Annotated in this window: 17 protein-coding genes and 2 pseudogenes; 12 read left to right on the top strand and 7 right to left on the bottom strand. The window is 69.5% G+C overall.

The window, feature by feature from the left end:
* Positions 1 to 87 precede the first annotated feature (87 nt).
* Both AQI95_RS27000 and AQI95_RS26995 read right to left on the bottom strand, forming a co-directional pair.
* The gene (locus AQI95_RS27000; protein ID WP_067129109.1) at positions 88 to 1,053 is read right to left on the bottom strand and encodes a zinc-binding dehydrogenase; all 966 of its coding nucleotides are present in this window, start codon (positions 1,051 to 1,053) and stop codon (positions 88 to 90) included.
* Between the two features lie 263 nt (positions 1,054 to 1,316).
* Positions 1,317 to 2,540, bottom strand: a complete 1,224-nt coding sequence (locus AQI95_RS26995; RefSeq protein ID WP_067129106.1) for an NAD(P)-dependent malic enzyme — start codon at positions 2,538 to 2,540, stop codon at positions 1,317 to 1,319.
* A gap of 559 nt (positions 2,541 to 3,099) precedes the next feature.
* Between AQI95_RS26995 and AQI95_RS26990 the strand changes: the two genes are divergently transcribed.
* From AQI95_RS26990 to AQI95_RS26980, 3 genes are read left to right on the top strand one after another with little or no spacing between them, the layout of a single operon-like run.
* On the top strand, positions 3,100 to 4,053 hold the full coding sequence (locus AQI95_RS26990) for an ABC transporter substrate-binding protein (protein ID WP_067129104.1): 954 nt from the start codon (positions 3,100 to 3,102) through the stop codon (positions 4,051 to 4,053).
* Positions 4,054 to 4,090: 37 nt separating this feature from the next.
* Entirely contained in the window at positions 4,091 to 5,074 is a 984-nt protein-coding gene (locus AQI95_RS26985) for an amino acid ABC transporter permease (protein ID WP_425264901.1), read from the top strand.
* Positions 5,071 to 5,877 carry an amino acid ABC transporter ATP-binding protein gene (locus AQI95_RS26980; RefSeq protein WP_341849481.1) on the top strand — a complete coding sequence of 269 codons (807 nt, stop codon included), beginning with the start codon at positions 5,071 to 5,073 and terminating at the stop codon, positions 5,875 to 5,877. Before AQI95_RS26985 ends, AQI95_RS26980 begins: the two co-directional genes overlap by 4 nt.
* Before the next feature lie 124 nt (positions 5,878 to 6,001).
* On the opposite strand, the gene AQI95_RS26975 is transcribed toward AQI95_RS26980, so the two are convergent.
* Positions 6,002 to 6,760: a class I SAM-dependent methyltransferase gene (locus tag AQI95_RS26975; protein WP_067129102.1), complete on the bottom strand. Its 759-nt coding sequence runs from the start codon at positions 6,758 to 6,760 to the stop codon at positions 6,002 to 6,004.
* A gap of 100 nt (positions 6,761 to 6,860) precedes the next feature.
* Between AQI95_RS26975 and AQI95_RS26970 the strand changes: the two genes are divergently transcribed.
* On the top strand, positions 6,861 to 7,490 hold the full coding sequence (locus AQI95_RS26970) for a CGNR zinc finger domain-containing protein (RefSeq protein ID WP_067129099.1): 630 nt from the start codon (positions 6,861 to 6,863) through the stop codon (positions 7,488 to 7,490).
* Here AQI95_RS26970 and sodX read toward each other — a convergent pair.
* Positions 7,394 to 7,828 carry a nickel-type superoxide dismutase maturation protease gene (sodX, locus tag AQI95_RS26965; protein ID WP_079071501.1) on the bottom strand — a complete coding sequence of 145 codons (435 nt, stop codon included), beginning with the start codon at positions 7,826 to 7,828 and terminating at the stop codon, positions 7,394 to 7,396. The genes AQI95_RS26970 and sodX overlap by 97 nt on opposite strands.
* Before the next feature lie 145 nt (positions 7,829 to 7,973).
* On the opposite strand from sodX, the gene sodN reads away from it, so the two are divergent.
* Positions 7,974 to 8,369 (top strand): superoxide dismutase, Ni, encoded by a 396-nt coding sequence (gene sodN / locus AQI95_RS26960; RefSeq protein ID WP_067129094.1) that lies wholly within the window; start codon positions 7,974 to 7,976, stop codon positions 8,367 to 8,369.
* A 7-nt stretch (positions 8,370 to 8,376) separates the two neighbouring features.
* On the opposite strand, the pseudogene AQI95_RS26955 reads toward sodN, so the two are convergent.
* Positions 8,377 to 9,216: pseudogene (locus tag AQI95_RS26955) on the bottom strand (tyrosine-type recombinase/integrase); the annotation flags it as partial.
* Between AQI95_RS26955 and AQI95_RS26950 the strand changes: the two are divergent.
* From AQI95_RS26950 to AQI95_RS26940, 3 genes and pseudogenes are all read left to right on the top strand, one after another.
* A pseudogene (locus AQI95_RS26950) lies at positions 9,200 to 9,739 on the top strand (DUF3631 domain-containing protein); the annotation flags it as partial. The pseudogenes AQI95_RS26955 and AQI95_RS26950 overlap by 17 nt on opposite strands.
* A gap of 372 nt (positions 9,740 to 10,111) precedes the next feature.
* Positions 10,112 to 10,663, top strand: a complete 552-nt coding sequence (locus AQI95_RS26945; protein ID WP_079071494.1) for a hypothetical protein — start codon at positions 10,112 to 10,114, stop codon at positions 10,661 to 10,663.
* Complete coding sequence (locus AQI95_RS26940) at positions 10,653 to 12,350, top strand: relaxase/mobilization nuclease domain-containing protein (RefSeq protein ID WP_067129091.1); 1,698 nt, start codon at positions 10,653 to 10,655, stop codon at positions 12,348 to 12,350. Before AQI95_RS26945 ends, AQI95_RS26940 begins: the two co-directional genes overlap by 11 nt.
* Before the next feature lie 12 nt (positions 12,351 to 12,362).
* On the opposite strand, the gene AQI95_RS26935 is transcribed toward AQI95_RS26940, so the two are convergent.
* Positions 12,363 to 13,181, bottom strand: coding sequence for a class I SAM-dependent methyltransferase (locus AQI95_RS26935; RefSeq protein ID WP_067129088.1), 819 nt, complete (start codon positions 13,179 to 13,181; stop codon positions 12,363 to 12,365).
* On the bottom strand, positions 13,178 to 14,518 hold the full coding sequence (locus AQI95_RS26930) for a helix-turn-helix domain-containing protein (RefSeq protein WP_067129084.1): 1,341 nt from the start codon (positions 14,516 to 14,518) through the stop codon (positions 13,178 to 13,180). Before AQI95_RS26930 ends, AQI95_RS26935 begins: the two co-directional genes overlap by 4 nt.
* Positions 14,519 to 14,621: 103 nt before the next feature.
* Between AQI95_RS26930 and AQI95_RS26925 the strand changes: the two genes are divergently transcribed.
* From AQI95_RS26925 to AQI95_RS26910, 4 genes are read left to right on the top strand one after another with little or no spacing between them, the layout of a single operon-like run.
* Positions 14,622 to 15,083 carry an ATP-binding protein gene (locus AQI95_RS26925; RefSeq protein ID WP_067129081.1) on the top strand — a complete coding sequence of 154 codons (462 nt, stop codon included), beginning with the start codon at positions 14,622 to 14,624 and terminating at the stop codon, positions 15,081 to 15,083.
* Positions 15,084 to 15,106: 23 nt separating this feature from the next.
* Positions 15,107 to 15,553 carry a hypothetical protein gene (locus tag AQI95_RS26920; RefSeq protein WP_244188862.1) on the top strand — a complete coding sequence of 149 codons (447 nt, stop codon included), beginning with the start codon at positions 15,107 to 15,109 and terminating at the stop codon, positions 15,551 to 15,553.
* Positions 15,554 to 15,581: 28 nt separating this feature from the next.
* On the top strand, positions 15,582 to 16,697 hold the full coding sequence (locus AQI95_RS26915) for a hypothetical protein (RefSeq protein ID WP_067129075.1): 1,116 nt from the start codon (positions 15,582 to 15,584) through the stop codon (positions 16,695 to 16,697).
* A complete protein-coding gene (locus AQI95_RS26910) occupies positions 16,694 to 17,062 on the top strand; it encodes an ASCH domain-containing protein (RefSeq protein WP_067129072.1) in 369 nt (122 codons plus the stop codon). Before AQI95_RS26915 ends, AQI95_RS26910 begins: the two co-directional genes overlap by 4 nt.
* The last annotated feature ends 2 nt before the right edge of the window (positions 17,063 to 17,064 follow it).

Genomic DNA, 17,064 nt, shown 5'->3' with positions numbered 1-17,064 from the left:
TGTCAACCATGGTTGACATGACAGGTGCGGAAAGGGCGGGCCCGGACCCCCGGACCCGCCCCACGACAGCCCTCCCGCGGGAAGACCTCAGGCGTTGGTGAGCACGATCTTCCCGAACTGCTCCCCGGACGCGAGCCGTTCGAAGCCGTCACGGGCCCGGTCCAGCGGCAGCTCCTCGTCGATGACGGGCCGCACCCCGGTCGCGGCACAGAAGGAGAGGAGGTCCTCCAGCTCCTCCTTGGTGCCCATCGTGGAGCCGACGACCTTCAGCTCCAGGAAGAAGATCCGGGTCAGCTCGGCGTGCGAGGGCCGGTCACCGCTCGTGGCACCGGAGATGACGATCGTGCCGCCCGGCCGCAGCGACTTCACCGAGTGGGACCAGGTGGCCGCGCCCACGGTCTCGATGACGGCGTCCACCCGCTGCGGCAACCGCGCCCCGGACTCCACCGCCTCCACGGCCCCCAGCTCCAGCGCACGCTTCCGCTTCGCCTCGTCCCGGCTGGTGGCGAAGACCCGCAGCCCCGCCGCCCTGCCGAGCACGATCGCGGCCGTGGCCACGCCACCGCCCGCGCCCTGCACGAGGACCGAGTCACCGGGCCGTACCCCGGCGTTGGTGAACAGCATCCGGTACGCCGTCAGCCAGGCCGTCGGCAGACAGGCGGCCTCGGCGAAGGACAGCTCCTTGGGCTTGGGCAGGACGTTCCAGGTCGGCACGGCGACCTGTTCGGCGAAGGTCCCCTGGTAGCGCTCGGTGAGGATGGAGCGCGGCTCGTGCGGGCCGACGCCGTGGCCGGTCTGGCCGATGACGGAGTGCAGGACGACCTCGTTGCCGTCCTCGTCGATGCCGGCGGCGTCACATCCGAGGATCATCGGCAACCGGTCCTCGGGCAGACCGACACCGCGCAGGGACCAGAGGTCGTGGTGGTTGAGGGAAGCGGCCCGTACGTTGATGGTGCTCCAGCCGGGACGGGCCTCGGGAGCCGGTCGCTCTCCCAACTCAAGGCCGGTGAGCGGCTGGTCGCGGTCGATTCGGGCGGCGTAGACGGCGAACATGAGCCCGACGATAGGTGCGCGGATCAGCCGACGGAACCAGGCGCCCCTGTGACACATACCCTCTTGCGCACCGGTACCCGTGCGGCGCAGCCGGACACCGACGCCACGCAGGGCGGACTTCCGGCACCGGAGCCGGGAGGGCGCCGGTCGGCGGGGGGCGTTGGCCAACGGGCGGCGGGTCGTGGCCGACGGGCAGCAGGCAGCAGGCAGCAGGCGGAAAAGAAATGGCCCCGTCCAGACGGACGGGGCCATTCCACGCGACGTCAGCGACGAGCGACGCCCTCGGCGCGCGCCGCCGCCGCGACCGCCGCCGTCACCGCGGGAGCGACCCGCTCGTCGAACGGCGACGGAATGACGTAGTCGGCTGCGAGGTCGTCCCCGACCACCGCCGCCAGCGCCTCCGCCGCGGCGATCTTCATGCCCTCGGTGATCCGGGAGGCCCGCACCTGCAGCGCGCCCGCGAAGATGCCCGGGAACGCCAGCACGTTGTTGATCTGGTTCGGGAAGTCCGAACGCCCGGTCGCGACGACCGCCGCGTACTTGTGGGCGACGTCCGGGTGCACCTCGGGGTTCGGGTTGGCCATCGCGAACACGAAGGCGCCCTCCGCCATGGAGGCCACGGCCTCCTCCGGGACCGTACCGCCGGAGACGCCGATGAAGACGTCCGCGCCCGCGAGGGCGTCCTCCAGCGTGCCAGTGAGGCCCGCCTTGTTGGTGAGGCCGGCCAGCTCCCGCTTGACGGGGGTGAGGTCCTCCCGGTCGGCGGACACGACGCCCTTGCGGTCCGCCACGGCCACGTCCCCGATGCCGGCCTCGACCAGCATCTTGGCGATGGCGACACCGGCCGCGCCGGCGCCCGAGATGACGGCCCGCAGCTGCCCGATGCCCCGCCCGCTGAGCCGCGCCGCGTTCCGCAGCGCCGCGAGGGTCACGACGGCCGTACCGTGCTGGTCGTCGTGGAAGACCGGGATGTCGAGGCGCTCCTGCAGCCGGCGCTCGATCTCGAAGCACCGGGGCGCCGAGATGTCCTCCAGGTTCACTCCGCCGAAGGAGGGGGCGAGCCGGACGACGGTCTCGACGATGTCGTCCACGCCGGTGCAGTCGAGCGCGATCGGCACCGCGTCGACACCGCCGAACTGCTTGAACAGGATCGCTTTGCCCTCCATCACGGGGAGGGAGGCCTGGGGACCGATGTCCCCGAGCCCGAGGACGGCCGTACCGTCGGTCACGACGGCGACCACGGACGACTTCCACGTGTAGTCGTTGACCAGCTCCGGCTGCTCCGCGATCGCGGTGCACACGCGCGCGACGCCGGGCGTGTACGCGAGGGAAAGGTCGTCCTTGTCGCGGACCGGCACGGTGGCCTGCACAGCCATCTTGCCGCCGCGGTGCAGCGCGAACACCGGATCGAAGGAATCGAGGGGCTCGGCCCCACCGTCCTGGTCCGTATTGCTGTCGCTGCGAGGATTGACGATCTCCGCTGCCACTTTGTCTTACCCCTTAGCTATGCATGGTTTGAGGGTCGACCACTCCTGGTGAGGGGTGGGCGGGCACCGCGTAAGGCCCGATTGCTGATACGGACGAGCACATACGCGACGGGCGCGCCGCACACGCGCCCTGAGCCCCGGATGAGGGGTGTAAAGAACCTTCCTACCCGACGGACGGCGCCCACGGCGAGTCCATTAGGTGCAAGGTCACATCTAGGAACCACAAAGCCACCGTGAGATGACACGCGGCTGACAAGCGCGGCAGGCGCCCGAAGACGCCGGCCCCGCGGGCTCTCGCGCCGACCGCGTCCTGAGACGCGCCGAAGATTTTCCGGCCGGAAGGCTGGATTCCCGCAGATGGTTCGGCGGTGAAGGGCCGAGGAAGTGCCGGGCTGACGCGGTTCGGGGGTCACCCGTTATGCGATTTTGACATGGCGACGCCCCTGAACGGCGTAGTCCGAATGGCAGGATGCCGTAAACCCACGAGGTCGCGACACTCGAAGGTGTGTGCTCTCGTCGACCCCGTCGGCACGTCTTCCCACCCGCCGGAGGAACCACGATGACCGCAAGCTCCACCCGTCGTAGGAACGCCGCGCACTCCCGTCTGGCAGCGGCCGGTGCGATCGCGGTCGCGGGCACCCTGCTGCTCACCGGCTGCGGTGACCAGACGAAGGACAAGACCAAGGACTCCGGCAGCGTGGGCGGAGCCCCACTGGCCGGCAAGCTGCCCAAGGACATCAGGGACAAGGGCAAGATCGAGGTCGGTTCGGACATCGCGTACGCCCCGGTGGAGTTCAAGGACTCCTCCGGCAACGCCGTCGGACTGGACCCGGACCTCGCGGCGGCCATGGGCAAGCAGCTCGGTGTGACGCTCGAGTTCCAGAACGGCACCTTCGACGGTCTGCTCACCGGTCTGCGCTCGGGTCGCTACGACATAGCGATGTCGGCGATGACCGACAACAAGAACCGCCAGCAGGGTGTCGACCCGGACACGGGCAAGAAGGTCGGCGAGGGCGTCGACTTCGTCGACTACCTGACCGCCGGTGTCTCGATCTACACCCGCAAGGGCGACACCCAGGGCATCAACGGCTGGTCGGACCTGTGCGGAAAGAAGATCGCGGTCGAGCGCGGCACCGTCTCGAACGACCTGGCCAAGCAGGAGGCCAAGAAGTGTCCGAGCGGCAAGAAGCTCACCATCGAGCCGTTCGACGACGACCAGCAGTCGCAGACCCGGCTGCGCTCCGGCGGTGTGGACGCGGCCTCCTCCGACTTCCCGGTCGCCGCGTACGCGGTGAAGACCTCGGGCGGCGGCAAGGACTTCCAGCTGGTCGGCCAGCAGGTCGAGGCGGCGCCGTACGGCATCGCGGTCTCCAAGAAGGCCACCCAGCTGCGTGACGCGCTGCAGGCCGCGATGAACGCGGTCATCAAGAGCGGCGAGTACCAGAAGATCCTCGAGAAGTGGGGCGCCCAGGACGGCGCCGTCAAGGAGTCCGTGATCAACGGCGGCAAGTGACCCGCGGACGCCAAAGCGGCCACTGAGAGGCACACCCGTGAATGACATCGAGAAGACGGCCGGGGACCCCGGGGAGAACCCCAGGGAGAACCTCGGGGAGAACCCCGGGGGGTACTCCACTCCCCCGGCCGGCCCGGAGGCCATCAAGGCCATCCCGGTCCGCCACTACGGACGCTACGTCTCCGCCCTCGTCGCCATCGCGATCCTCGTCGCGACCGTCTACGCCTTCAGCCAGGGCGACATCAACTGGCACGCGGTGCCGGACTACTTCTTCGACCACCGGATCATCACCGGTGTCTACAAGACCCTGCTGCTGACGGTCCTGTCGATGCTGATCGGCATCACCGGCGGCATCGTCCTCGCGATCATGCGGCTGTCGAAGAACCCGGTGACCTCGTCGATCGCCTGGTTCTACATCTGGTTCTTCCGCGGCACCCCGGTCCTGGTCCAGCTGTTCCTGTGGTTCAACCTGGGCCTGGTCTTCCACTACATCAACCTGATGCCGATCTACAAGGACTACTGGTCGAACTTCATGACGCCGCTGCTGACGGCGTTGCTCGGCCTGGGTCTGAACGAGGCGGCGTACATGGCCGAGATCTGCCGGGCGGGCCTGCTCGCGGTGGACGAGGGCCAGACCGAGGCGGCCCACGCGCTCGGCATGAGCCACAGCAGGACACTGCGCCGGGTGATCATCCCGCAGGCGATGCGCGTGATCGTGCCGCCGACGGGCAACGAGGTCATCAACATGCTGAAGACGACCTCGCTCGTGGCGGCCGTCCAGTATCCCGAGCTGTTCCGCTACGCCCAGGACATCGGCCAGAACTCCGGTGCCCCGGTGGAGATGTACTTCCTCGCCGCGGCCTGGTACCTGATCATGACCTCGGTGCTGAGCGTCGGCCAGTACTACATCGAGCGCTACTACGCCCGCGGTTCCAGCCGCCAGCTGCCACCGACCCCGTGGCAGAAGGTGAGGGCCAACATGTTCTCCCTGGGCCGGCCGAAGGGAGCGGTGAGCGCATGACCGGCAAGCTGAGCAAGACCGAGGACGCTCCGCCCGAGGGCTCGGTGCCGATGGTCAGGGCGCAGGGCGTGCACAAGTCCTTCGGCCATGTCGAGGTGCTCAAGGGCATCGACCTGGAGGTGAAGCCGGGCGAGGTGTTCTGCCTGATCGGCCCCTCCGGCTCCGGCAAGTCGACGTTCCTGCGCTGCATCAACCATCTTGAGAAGATCAACGCCGGGCGGCTGTACGTCGACGGCGAGCTGGTCGGCTACCGCCAGAAGGGCGACAAGCTGTACGAGCTGAAGGACAGCGAGGTCGCGCGCAAGCGCCGGGACATCGGCATGGTCTTCCAGCGCTTCAACCTGTTCCCGCACATGACGGCGCTGGAGAACGTCATGGAGGCGCCGGTGCAGGTCAAGGGCGCAAGCAGGACGCAGGCCCGGGAGCGGGCCATGCAGCTGCTGGAGCGCGTGGGGCTGGCCGACCGGGCCGGGCACTACCCCTCGCAGCTCTCCGGCGGCCAGCAGCAGCGGGTGGCGATCGCGCGGGCCCTGGCGATGGACCCGAAGCTGATGCTGTTCGACGAGCCGACCTCGGCCCTGGACCCGGAGTTGGTCGGCGACGTCCTGGACGTCATGCGCGACCTCGCCGAGTCCGGCATGACGATGGTCGTCGTCACCCACGAGATGGGCTTCGCCCGCGAGGTGGGTGACAGCCTGGTGTTCATGGACGAGGGCGTGGTGGTCGAATCGGGCCATCCGCGTGACGTCCTGACGAACCCGCAGCACCAGCGGACGCAGTCGTTCCTGTCCAAGGTCCTCTGACCCCCCGCCCGGCACCCCGCCCGGTGTTCTGCGACGTTTCTCCTCACGCGTAGGGCGGTACGGCACCCCCGTACCGCCCTACGCGCTTTGCCCTACGCGCTTTGCCGCAAGCGCGCCGCCCCGCTCACTTCAGCGCCAGCACCAACGTGTCGGAGGGCGACGCCCACACCGCCCGCGCCTCGCTGAAGCCCTGCGCCAGCAGCATGCGCGCATGCCGGCCCGGCGCGGGCATGTCCCCGTCGGCGTGCTCGCCGTAGATCTCGAAGCGGCGGGCGGTGGGCCCGGCGAGGACCGGGTCCTCGGCCGCGAGCTGCCACCATTCGGCCCAGTCCAGGACACCCTGCCGCTTGGCCTGATCCATGCGCGCATGGCGCTGCGCACGCTCCGCCGCGTTGATCCGGGGCGTACTCTCGTCGATCATGTGGTCCGCGTTCATGAAGACACCGCCGTCGCGGACCAGCTCCGCGATCCGGCCGTAGAGGGCCGCGAGGGGTTCACTGTGCAGCCAGTGCAGGGCCGTGGCGGTCAGGACGGCGTCGTAGGAGTCGTACGGCAGCTCCGCCGGCCACTCGGGGTCCTTCAGATCGGCGGTGACGAAGGAGACGCGGTCGTCGCCCTCGAAGGTGCCGCGCGCTATGGCGAGCAGGGCCGGATCGAGGTCGACGCCGGTGCTGGTGGCCTCCGGGAAGCGCTTCAGCAGGCGGGCGGTGATGCTGCCGGTGCCGCAGGCGAGGTCGAGGACGCGCGGCGCCGTCCCGGCGAACGCCTCGACCATGTCGAGCATGACCCGGAACCGCTCCTCCCGGTCCGGCATGTACCACTCCTGCTGCCGGTCCCAGCTCTCCTGCCAGGCCGCCCAGTCCGTTCCGGTACTCGTGGTCATGGCGCGCCCACTCCCCTCATGATGCGTAATACCCTGGAAGCACGACCGGCTGTTACTCGACCGCAGACACGACCATAAAGCGCCCCCGTAAGGACTACAAGTGGAACTGGCCTATTACTCGGATTACGCCGTACGCCTCGTCAACAGCGAGGAACCGGCCCGGGGCAAGGACTCGCTCACCTCGGTCGAGGCCATCCGCGACCTCTTCGGCGTCAACTCCTCCGCGGCCCGGCGCGCCGCCGACGCCGACGTCACGCGCTTCCGCTCGGTACGGGCCAGGCTGCGCTCGGTCTTCGAGGCGGCCGACCAGGGCGACGAGACGCTCGCCGTGGACCTGCTGAACTCACTGCTCCTGGAGTTCCCGGTCAGCCCCCAGATCTCCGGCCACGACCACCGGGACGAGGACGGCCGCCCGCTGTGGCACATGCACCTGGCCGACCACCCCTCCAACGCCACCGCGGGCTACGCAGCCATCGCCGCGATGGGCCTGGCCTTCCATCTGACGGAGTACGGCGTCGACCGCCTCGGCCTGTGCGAGGCCGCGCCCTGCCGCAACGCCTACCTCGACACCTCCACCAACCGCTCCCGGCGCTACTGCTCCGACCGCTGCGCGACCCGCGCCAACGTGGCCGCCTACCGGGCCCGCAAGCGCCTGGAGGCCGACCGGTCCGGCAGCAACGGCCTCGCGGCCGAGAGCGCCCAGCGCACCAGCGTGAGCGGCGAGCGCTGACCGGCGGGGAACGGCCGGTACCGAAAGCGCGCCTTGCCCAGCACCAGCTCGTCCGGCACCACCCCGTAGTCCGTGCTGTCCCCACCCGCGTACGGGTTGTCCCCGAGCACCCACCAGCCGCCGTCGCGCCGCTCCACGGCACGCTTGACGACCAGCAGGTCCTGCTGGAACGGATGACGCAGGACCACGACGTCCCCCGGCCGGACCGCGGCGCCGTACTGCAGCAGCAGCCGGTCCCCGTGACGGAGCGTGGGCACCATGGACGGGCCGGTCACCTCGGCCAGTCCGAACGGCGCCACTGCCCTCCCCCGCTCGGTCTCCTGCGACAGCTCCGGCATCCCCGGCACCTCCCCGGTCCGTTCCTCCACCAGTCTCAGTCTGACCCTGGACTTTTGTCCTAAGCCCTAGGGGGCACCCGAGAAATCGCCTTCCTCAGGGAGTAATGTCGCACCTGAGAAGACGATCACGAGGAAGGAATGCTCCATGCTTTCCCGCCTGTTTGCCCCCAAGGTCAAGGTCAGCGCCCACTGCGACCTGCCCTGCGGCGTGTACGACCCGGCCCAGGCCCGCATCGAGGCGGAGTCGGTCAAGGCCGTGCAGGAGAAGATGGCCGCCAACGACGACCCCCACTTCCAGGCGCGCGCCACCGTCATCAAGGAGCAGCGCGCGGAGCTCGCGAAGCACCACGTCTCCGTGCTGTGGAGCGACTACTTCAAGGCCCCGCACTTCGAGAAGTACCCCGAGCTGCACCAGCTGGTCAACGACGCCCTGAAGGCCCTCTCGGCCGCCAAGGCGTCCACCGACCCGGCGACGGGCCAGAAGGCGCTGGACTACATCGCCCAGATCGACAAGATCTTCTGGGAGACCAAGAAGGCCTGATCTTCGATCATGCCGTTTGACCTGCGATTTCCTTGGTCGCTCGGTCATCCAGTCCGCACCCGGTCCGCAGGCTGCCGAGAACGGCGTCCATGACGGTCCGGGTGCGGTCTTCTTCGCCCGGCCACAGGTGCGCGTAGATCCGCAGCGTGATGACGGCGGACGCGTGGCCGAGGACCAGCTGGACCTGCTTGACGCTCGCTCCGCCGGCGATGAGGGCGGAGGCGTAGAAGTGGCGCAGGTCGTGAGTCACCATGTGTGGCAGCTCGACGGGCTTGCGGCCCTCGCGTTCGGCCGCGTCGTTCTCCGCCTTCTGCAGCTCCTTACGAGCGCAGTTCCATTCGGTCTTCCAGCGGCGGTAGTTGAGCGGTTCACCCTCCTGCATCGTGAACAGCCACTCCTTGGAGGGGCGTGCGGCGAGGTGCGTGAGAAGCGCGTCAGCAACGACCTCACCGACCGGGACAGTCCGCCTGGACTTTGCGGTCTTCGGCGGCCCGATCTTCCCGGACTGAAGGCGCTGGCGCTCGACGCGAATAGTGCCCGCCTTGAAGTCGACGTCCGACACCTTGAGGCCGAGCAACTCGCCTATTCGCAAGCCTGATCCGGCGAGCGTGACGATCGCCGCGCGAATGTACGGCGGCATCACGCGGGCCATGGCCTCGACCTGAGCGACCGTGGGCGGGGTGACCTCCTCGTCCGGCATGGGCGGGAGCGTGATCCGACGGCACGGGCTGGAGGCGATGACCTTGTCCTCCACGGCCGCGGTCATGAGGCGTACGAGGACGTCGTAGACGTTGCGCACGCTGCCGGGGCCGAGCAGCTCGGACAGGCTCTTGAAGAGCACCTGGGAGCCGCTGGTCATCATCGCCGACCTCGCCGGCGGCCAGTGGCCCGCCCAGGCCCGTGTCGCCTGCCTGGCCATGACCCGCCACGAGGCGGCCCAGGACGAGCAGAGCAGCCTGAAGACGCGGCTCCTGCGCGACATCCACCGCATCTTCGCGCAGGCGGACAACCCCGAGGCCCTGGCCACTCAGGATCTGGTCGCCTCGCTCCTCCAGGACGCTGAGGCCCCTTGGGCGGAGTACGGCACCAAAGGGCTGAACGCGTACCACCTGAGCAACCTGCTGCGGGACTTCAACATCAGCCCGGCCAACTACCGGTTCGACAAGGGCAGGCAGGCCAAGGCGTACATGCGCAACCGGTTCCTGGACGCCTGGGCCCGCAACTGCCCGGACCTCGTCGAGGCGGCACCCGAGCCCGAACACGGCGCTGCCCCTGCCCGCATGCCGCAGGGCAGGCCGCCCGCCGCCCCGGCGGGGACGCTGCCTGTCGGCCCGCCCGGTGGCCCCGCCGGGCCGAAGCGCGCTCTCTGATCCCACCGGGATCCGTATCACTTCGTCGCATCCGTCCCCGCGCAGGTCAGCGCGGGGACGGACTCACTCGCCGGGACGGAGTTCTCCGTACCTGCACAGGTTTCCGTACCTGTGCTGACCAGGCATGCGACGGATGCGACGGACGTGACACAGCCCCATCCCCCGCTGCACCGGAGCACCACCATGGACACTGCAAACGACATGAACCCCTCTTCTTCCCGACGCTGGGGTTGGTTCAGCCGGGACCGACGAACAGCAGCAAGCTGGAGCGAACGAGCCCCTAAGGAGGCTTCGTCCGCGCTTGCCCCCGCCCCTGGAGCGGCGGAGGGAGAGGGGGCCGGGCGCCAGCGGGCGCCCGAGCCTGATGAGGGGGTGAACGAGCCCCGCACTGCGTCTACCGCCGACAGCGCCGAGCAGCCCGTCGCCGACTCCATCACCCCACACGCCGAGCCCTCTGCCCGTCAACCGCCTGCCGCCGTTGAGCAGCTCTCGTGGCGTGAGCCCGATGCCCCCGCACTGCGCGCGCGGATGAACCGCAAGCGCACCATTGAGAAACGCGACCAGGAGAAGAAGATCCGCTTTACCCCGACCGCGGTCCGCCTCATCGATGCCGAGGCCAGGCGGCGCCACCAGAAGTTCGCCGGCTTCGTCGGCGACGCCGCCCTCGCCGTCGCGCTCGGCAAGGCGGGCATGGTCGGCAGCCCAGAGGACGACCCCATCCGCCCTCTGGTGGAGGCCATCGATGCGCACACCAAGGCGTTGAACCGGATCGGCACCAACCTGAACCAGGTCACGGCAGCCATCCACTCCGGCGCGATACCCGAGCGCGCCGAGGCCGTCCTCGACCGCATTGAGCAGGCCGCCCAGGCCAGTTACGCACTCATGGACCGGCTCCACGCGGAAGGAGCCGGTCATGGTGCCTGACGTCTCCACCGGCTCCAGCACGCTCGGCCTGATCAACTACCTCTTCGGCAAGGGGCGGCGCGACGAGCACACCGACCCCCACATCGTGGCCGCCTGGGACATGGCCGGCGCCCCTGACCCCGGCCGCGACCCCGAGGCCACCTACACCCAGCTCGCCCGGCGTCTGGACCACCACGTCGACCTGCGCACCCGGGAGCTCGGCGGAAAGCAGCCACCGCAGCATGTGTGGCACTGCCCGGTGCGCACCGCGCCCGGCGACCGCTACCTCACCGACGCCGAGTGGGCCGAGGTTGCCCGCCGCGTCGTAGCCGCCACGGGCATCGCCCCCGAGGGAGACGACAAGGCGTGCCGCTGGATCGCGGTCCGGCACGCCGACGACCACATCCACATCATGGCCACCACCGTCCGAGCCGACGGCCGCCGCCCTCGTACGAACCGGGACGGCTGGCGGGCACAGCTGGAATGCCGCAAGATCGAGGCCGAGTTCGGGCTGCGCCGCCTGAAGTCCGGTGACCTCACCGCCCCGCGTGCCCCGACCGGCGCCGAGCGGGCGAAGGCGGAACGCCAGGGCCGGGAGGAGACCGCGCGGGAGTGGCTGCGCGAGCAGGCGTACGCGGTCGCCGCCGCCGTACGCAGCATCGACGAGTACTTCACCGTGCTGCGCTCCCTCGGCATCCAGGTCAAGCCGCGCATCGGCCCCGAGACCGGCGAGGTGACCGGCTACAGCCTGTCCGCGCCCGACGACACCGCCCAAGGCGAGCCGATCTGGTATGGCGGCTCAAAGCTCGCCCCCGACCTGTCCTGCAACCGCCTCTGCGAACGCCTTCCCACCCAGGACCTGGCCGACCGCCCTCAGCAGACGACGGACCCGGCCGAACCGTGGCACCGCGCCGAGAGCGCCATCCGTGATGCCCAGGCCGTCCTCGACTCAGGCGACAACGCCGTGGCCCAGGGGCATCTGGACGCCTTCGGCGACGCCCTCCACAATCTGGCCCTCACCACCAAGGGCGAGCACCGGACCGAACTGCAAGCAGCAGCAAGGAAGTTCAACCGCGCACGCCGCTCGGCGATCCGGGCCGACCACCAAGCGGCCACAGCCCTGCGGGAAGCCGCCAAGGAACTCGCCTACGCCACACACGATCCGGGCGGACTCGCCATCGCCCTGATCTTCGCCGCGCTCCATGTGACGCGCGCCGCCGCCAAGTGGCATGAGCAGCGCGGCCACGAGCCGCAAGCCGCAGCGGCCGAAGAAGCCTTCCGCCATCTACAGGCCGGTTACCAGCAGACCGCCCAGCCAGTCCTGGCGGATCTCACCCGTCGCGCACCGCGCGCCGCAACCGCCAGCCGTTTCGAGCAGGACCTGCGCGCAGTCCTCCCCGACCACGCCGACCGCGTCCTCGCCGATCCCGCCTGGCCAGCCCTGACCACGACCCTCGCCCGTGCCGAGACCGCCGGCCACAACCCCCGACGCCTCTTGGCTGAAATCGCCGCTCGGCGAGAACTCGACAGTGCCGAGCGCCCCGCCGAGGTCCTCAACTGGCGCATCACCGTGCAGCCGAACACGCGAGCCCAGGCAGCTCGCAGCCGGAGCACCCTCATCACCACACGCGTGACGCCCACACCACAGCCCACGTCCACGCCCACGACGATGAGCGAACTGCCTACGGAGCGCGGCCGACGGCGATAGCCAAGTCGGCTCTCAGCGACGGCAGACGAGGATGCCGCCCAGGCACGTGACCTCGAAGGCCCCGTGTCGAGCGATGTGATCGACAAGGATCGTGCGGGCCCGCTCGATCGTGGCCTCGAAGGGCACGTCGTGCTGGTCCGCCCACGCCCGGTAAGAGGCCAAGTGCGCGATGACCGGCTCGGGATCGTGGACCGTGATGGTGCCGGGCAGTTCGATCGTCTCCACCCGGCCGAACTCCTCCCCCAGGAAGGCCGGGGCCTTCTCCAGAGAGAAGCGGGCGCTGAGCGAGATGCGGGCCGGGCCGCGTCCGGTACCGAGGACGTCGCCCGCGGCTCGCTGCCATAGGTCGTCGAGTTCGGCCTTGTCCTGGTCGCTGTTGGTGGAGGCGATCACCAGACCGTCACGGGCGACGACGCGGGACAGCTCCCGCACTGCCTGGGCGATGTCGGGGACGTGGTACAGCATGTGCAGCGCCAAGGCAGCGTCGACGCTCGCCGCGGCCAGCGGCAGGCGGGTGGCATCCGCCACGGCGACCGGGCCGGGCACGCCGGCGAGGATGCCGGGCGCGATGTCCAGTCCGAGCAGAGCCAGCTCGGGCCGGTCGTCGCGGAGCCGCTGAATGAACTTGCCGTTGCCGCAGCCGACATCGACCACGCGCCCGCGTACGCCGCTTAGCTGTTCGGCGACGATGCCAGGCAGGTCGTAACGGGGTGTCTGCCACTGGTAGAGCGACTGGCGGGCGGCCAGGTCCCGGTCGCTGTTGTAGGCGCTTCCGGCGAGGCGGCTCCGGTCGGTGACGGCGGCGTCGCGTGCGGCGGACAGTTCGGTCACGTCGGCAGCTCCGGTGAGTGGGCGGCGGGTGAGGCCGCGAGGACGGCCGTGTGCTGGAGTCGTTCGCGAAGGTATGTGGCCTGCGCGGCTCCACCGTACTGCGGCCCGCTCAGCTCCCGGCCCAGAGCAGTGAGTCGGCGCACGATGCTGGCCGACATGCGCTCGGGCGGGGATTCGAGCACGAATCCGAGCATCGCCTCGGTGCCGTCCAGGTCGCCCAGGAGCAGGTGCCCACGGGCGAGATCGACATGGGCAGCGAACAAGTCCCCGACCGACTGGTCGTCGTCCTCGGCGCTGCGGTAGAGCCGGATCGCGGTGTCCGCGCTGACGATGGCCTGCTGGACGTGCTCCCGCCCGCCCACGGCCAGGTTGGTCGTCCCGGCGTAGGCGAACTGCTTGGCAGTCGGGAAGGCGAAGATCCCCGGTACGTCGTCGTGGCCGGGCATCGCCTCGCGGGATCGCTCAGCGTCCACCAGAGCAGCCACTGCGCCCGCCCGGTCTCCAACTATGGCCAATGCCCGCGCCTCCAGACTGGCCAGCCGAGCTCCGATGCTGCCGTGCGCCCGATGGTGACGGCCAGCCTGCGCCAGCCGCGCCGCCTGCTCGTACCGCCCGGTCCAATAGGCGATCAGGGACTCCACGGCCCTTACCCAGGCCAGCATCCCTTCGTGCCCGACCTCCTCAGCACACGCTCGGGCAGTGCGGGCGTGGGTGGCCGCGGAGTCATAGTCGCCCATGTCCAAGCACACATGGGCGGAGAGGCCGCACAGTCGTGAGGTCGCGACGTACAGATCAGCGGTCTGCCTGGGATGCTGGCGCCCACGCAGCAACTCGAACGCCCCGTCCCGCAGCCGCTTGATCTCGACGTACAGCTCCAGCAGCGGATGGCTGACGTAGGCGCGGGCGAGCCGGGCGACATCGGCTTCCAACTGCTCGACGACGAACTCATCAGCGTTGCGCTGCGCGATGAACCGGGCGAAGTCGGCTGACATCACCGCGTCTGCCGACACGGCACCCACGCCGGAGCGTAAAGGCGCGGCGGGCCCAAGTGGCCCCTCCTGTAAGACCCCTACGGCGCTGTGCTCTTCTCCCACGGGGCTCTTGCTGACCGCCACAGCCCGATCGAGCACCGCCACATCGACGCCGAACACCCGCGCCAGGTACTTGCGGGTGTACGGAATCGGGATGCGCACCTCGCGCTCGTAACGCCCGATCTCCTTACCGGTCTTGGCGGATCGCCCTTCCAGAGCGTTGTACTCGTCGGCCACCCGCTGCTGGGTCCAACCGCGCCCAGCGCGCAGCCGGATGAGCACCGCGCCGATCCCCGTGTCGCCCATCCGCTCTCCCCGGAGCATGCGAACTCTGGCCCCCATAGTGGCCCCCTACATGGCCCCCACGCTGGCTCCCGACCCAAACGAGCGACGGAGGTTGGCTGTTGACATGCCCAGCAGACTGCCCGCCGAGCCGGACACCCTCGCACCGGACCAAGCCTTCGACGGCGCCGTCGAGCACGAAACTATGCTCTTCGACCGGCGCCGAACCACCCCAAGCGCCGCCCGCTCCTTCGTCGCCGAGACCCTTACCCAATGGAGCCGGACCGAACGCCTCGACGACATCCGCCTGTGCACCTCCGAACTGGCCACCAACGCCGTCCTGCACGGAGCCCCTGCAGGCGGTCAGGTCCTGGTGCGCGTCGAGCTGCACCTCACCGTGCTGCGCATCGAAGTGCACGACGGCGGCAACGGCACACCCGCCAAGCGGGAGTCACGGGGCACCACCGACGGCGGCCGCGGCCTGCAGCTGGTGTCCGCAGTCGCCGACCACTGGGGAGTGATGGACCGCCAGGGCCCAGGCAAGTGCGTCTGGGCCGCCTTCCACCACAACGCGGTGCCCACATGCTGACGTCTGCCCGCACAGAGTCCTTCATGACGTCCGCTGGTCTGATCGCGTCCCTCGCCACCACCACTTGGTTGGACACCACTCCAACCGGCGCCACTCTTGGCTGCCTCCTTCTGGTGCCCCAACCGCCCCGCAGCTTCTACGCGACGCCGGCCGTCATCGAGCAACGCATGCGCGCAGTCGCCAAAGCTCTGCGCCTCGGCCCCGCCACGACACCCCCGCCGGACATCGGTCCACGCCTGCGTCAGATCACCCCGACCGAGGTGGCTCTGCGCTTCGACGGCACCCTCTACTGCAAACGCATCCCCACCGGCCGCCCCTGGTCCCTCCTACTCGGTCAAGGGACCCCGGTGGCCTTGGTCCTGGGCCTCGCCCCGCTCTCCCGCAGCGCCACACCAGCAGAGATCGACGCCTACCTGGACCGCGCCACGCTCCATCAGTGCCTCCTCTTCGGCCACACCCGAACCGAATGAACCCCAACCCACCCCAGGGGGACATCCCGTGACGACCCACCCCGTCTCACCGAACACCGTCCTGGCCAACGCCCTCCACCGCGCCGAGGACGTCCTGACCCCACGCATCCTGACCACCCCACCCGAGCGGATCGTGCTGGTCGTAGGCACCCAGATCAACGGCGCCCCGCACATCGGCACCTCGCTCGTCCAGTCCCTGGCCTTCGCCATGGCCGCCCGCTTACGCGACCGCTTCGGCATCCCTACCGAGGTCCTGTTCAGCGCCCTCGACAACGCCCCCTACGAGCTGACCACCGATCCGGTCAGCGGTCACCGCTACCAGCTCGCCTACGCCCAAGCCCTCGATCACGAGGCCCTGAGCGACCTCGTCACCGCCCTCTACCAACCCCTGTTCACCGCGCTCTCTCGGCGCCTGGGCATCCCTCACCGGATCGAGACCTACAGCCAGCAGCAGGCCGGCGAACACTTCCGCCGCTCCTGGCTCCGCCTCCTGCACCGCCTCGACGCCGCCCGCTGGTGGCTCGCCCCCTCCACCGGCACACCACACCTGCGCATCCCCTGCCCGCAGCCCGACTGCGGCTGGGCCGAGAAGCGCGCCGAGCGCACGCGCGTCCGCCTCACCGACCGCGAGTCCGCTCAAGTGACTGCAGTCTGCCTTTACCACGGCCCCTACCAGGCGACCATCACCCCGACCGGAGGCGCCTACCTCGATCTGGCCACCCTGTATCGCAACCTGGTCAAGGAGCTGGCCCTGTCGAACCCGCACGGCACGCTGCACGTGATGGTCAAGGGCGGCGACTGGGTCTTCGGCTCCCATCTGGTCGACGAGGCCCTCCAGGCCGTCGGTCTCACCCGCGCCCAGCTCCCCGCCCGCTTGTTCTGCCCACAGGTCGTCACCGACACCGGCGCCAAGCTGTCCAAGTCGCTGATCCGTGAGGGCCGCGCTCCCTTGCCCGAGGGTGCAGACGACTGGATGCTCGACACCCGACAGTGGCCCGGCACCGTCGCAGAGTATGCCGAGCAACTGCTGGCCATGACAGATACGTTGCTGTCCGACCCCCGACACTTCTTCCGCTCGTACTCGGCCGCCGAGATCGGCCGCATGATGACCGCACCAGCCACCAGGAGCGTTCCCGCCCCATGACCGACACCACCGCCCGCGTCCACGAGCTCAACCTCTACCGCCAGTACTTCGACCTCGTCGCCGCGGGCACCAAGACCATCGAGGTGCGGGTCAAATACCCGCACCTTGCCGACCTCGCCGCAGGCGACATCGTCCGCTTCCGCATCAAGAGCACGGACGAGACCTGCGAGGTCAAGGTCAAACGCGTCACCGAGTATCCAAACTTCGAATCTCTGCTCGACGGCGAGGGGCCAGCGAATGTCAACCCGACCGCCACCCGCGACGAGCAAGTGACTAACATCCGCTCCATCTACCCGCAGGAAAAGGAAGCCCTCGGCGCCCTCGCCATCGAGATCGAACTCTCACACCCCAAAACTCTCACCTAAAG

The sequence above is a fragment of the Streptomyces yokosukanensis genome (genome assembly GCF_001514035.1).
Classification (GTDB): Bacteria; Actinomycetota; Actinomycetes; order Streptomycetales; family Streptomycetaceae; genus Streptomyces; species Streptomyces yokosukanensis.
This window is presented reverse-complemented; position numbering and strand designations above follow the sequence as displayed.

Coding starts and splice junctions, on each gene's coding strand:
- AQI95_RS27000 (WP_067129109.1), bottom strand. CDS start 1,053: ATGTTCGCCGTCTACGCCGCCCGAATCGACCGCGACCAGCCGCTCACC.
- AQI95_RS26990 (WP_067129104.1), top strand. CDS start 3,100: ATGACCGCAAGCTCCACCCGTCGTAGGAACGCCGCGCACTCCCGTCTG.
- AQI95_RS26980 (WP_341849481.1), top strand. CDS start 5,071: ATGACCGGCAAGCTGAGCAAGACCGAGGACGCTCCGCCCGAGGGCTCG.
- AQI95_RS26975 (WP_067129102.1), bottom strand. CDS start 6,760: ATGACCACGAGTACCGGAACGGACTGGGCGGCCTGGCAGGAGAGCTGG.
- sodX (WP_079071501.1), bottom strand. CDS start 7,828: ATGCCGGAGCTGTCGCAGGAGACCGAGCGGGGGAGGGCAGTGGCGCCG.
- sodN (WP_067129094.1), top strand. CDS start 7,974: ATGCTTTCCCGCCTGTTTGCCCCCAAGGTCAAGGTCAGCGCCCACTGC.
- AQI95_RS26940 (WP_067129091.1), top strand. CDS start 10,653: ATGGTGCCTGACGTCTCCACCGGCTCCAGCACGCTCGGCCTGATCAAC.
- AQI95_RS26930 (WP_067129084.1), bottom strand. CDS start 14,518: ATGGGCGACACGGGGATCGGCGCGGTGCTCATCCGGCTGCGCGCTGGG.
- AQI95_RS26925 (WP_067129081.1), top strand. CDS start 14,622: ATGCCCAGCAGACTGCCCGCCGAGCCGGACACCCTCGCACCGGACCAA.
- AQI95_RS26920 (WP_244188862.1), top strand. CDS start 15,107: ATGACGTCCGCTGGTCTGATCGCGTCCCTCGCCACCACCACTTGGTTG.
- AQI95_RS26910 (WP_067129072.1), top strand. CDS start 16,694: ATGACCGACACCACCGCCCGCGTCCACGAGCTCAACCTCTACCGCCAG.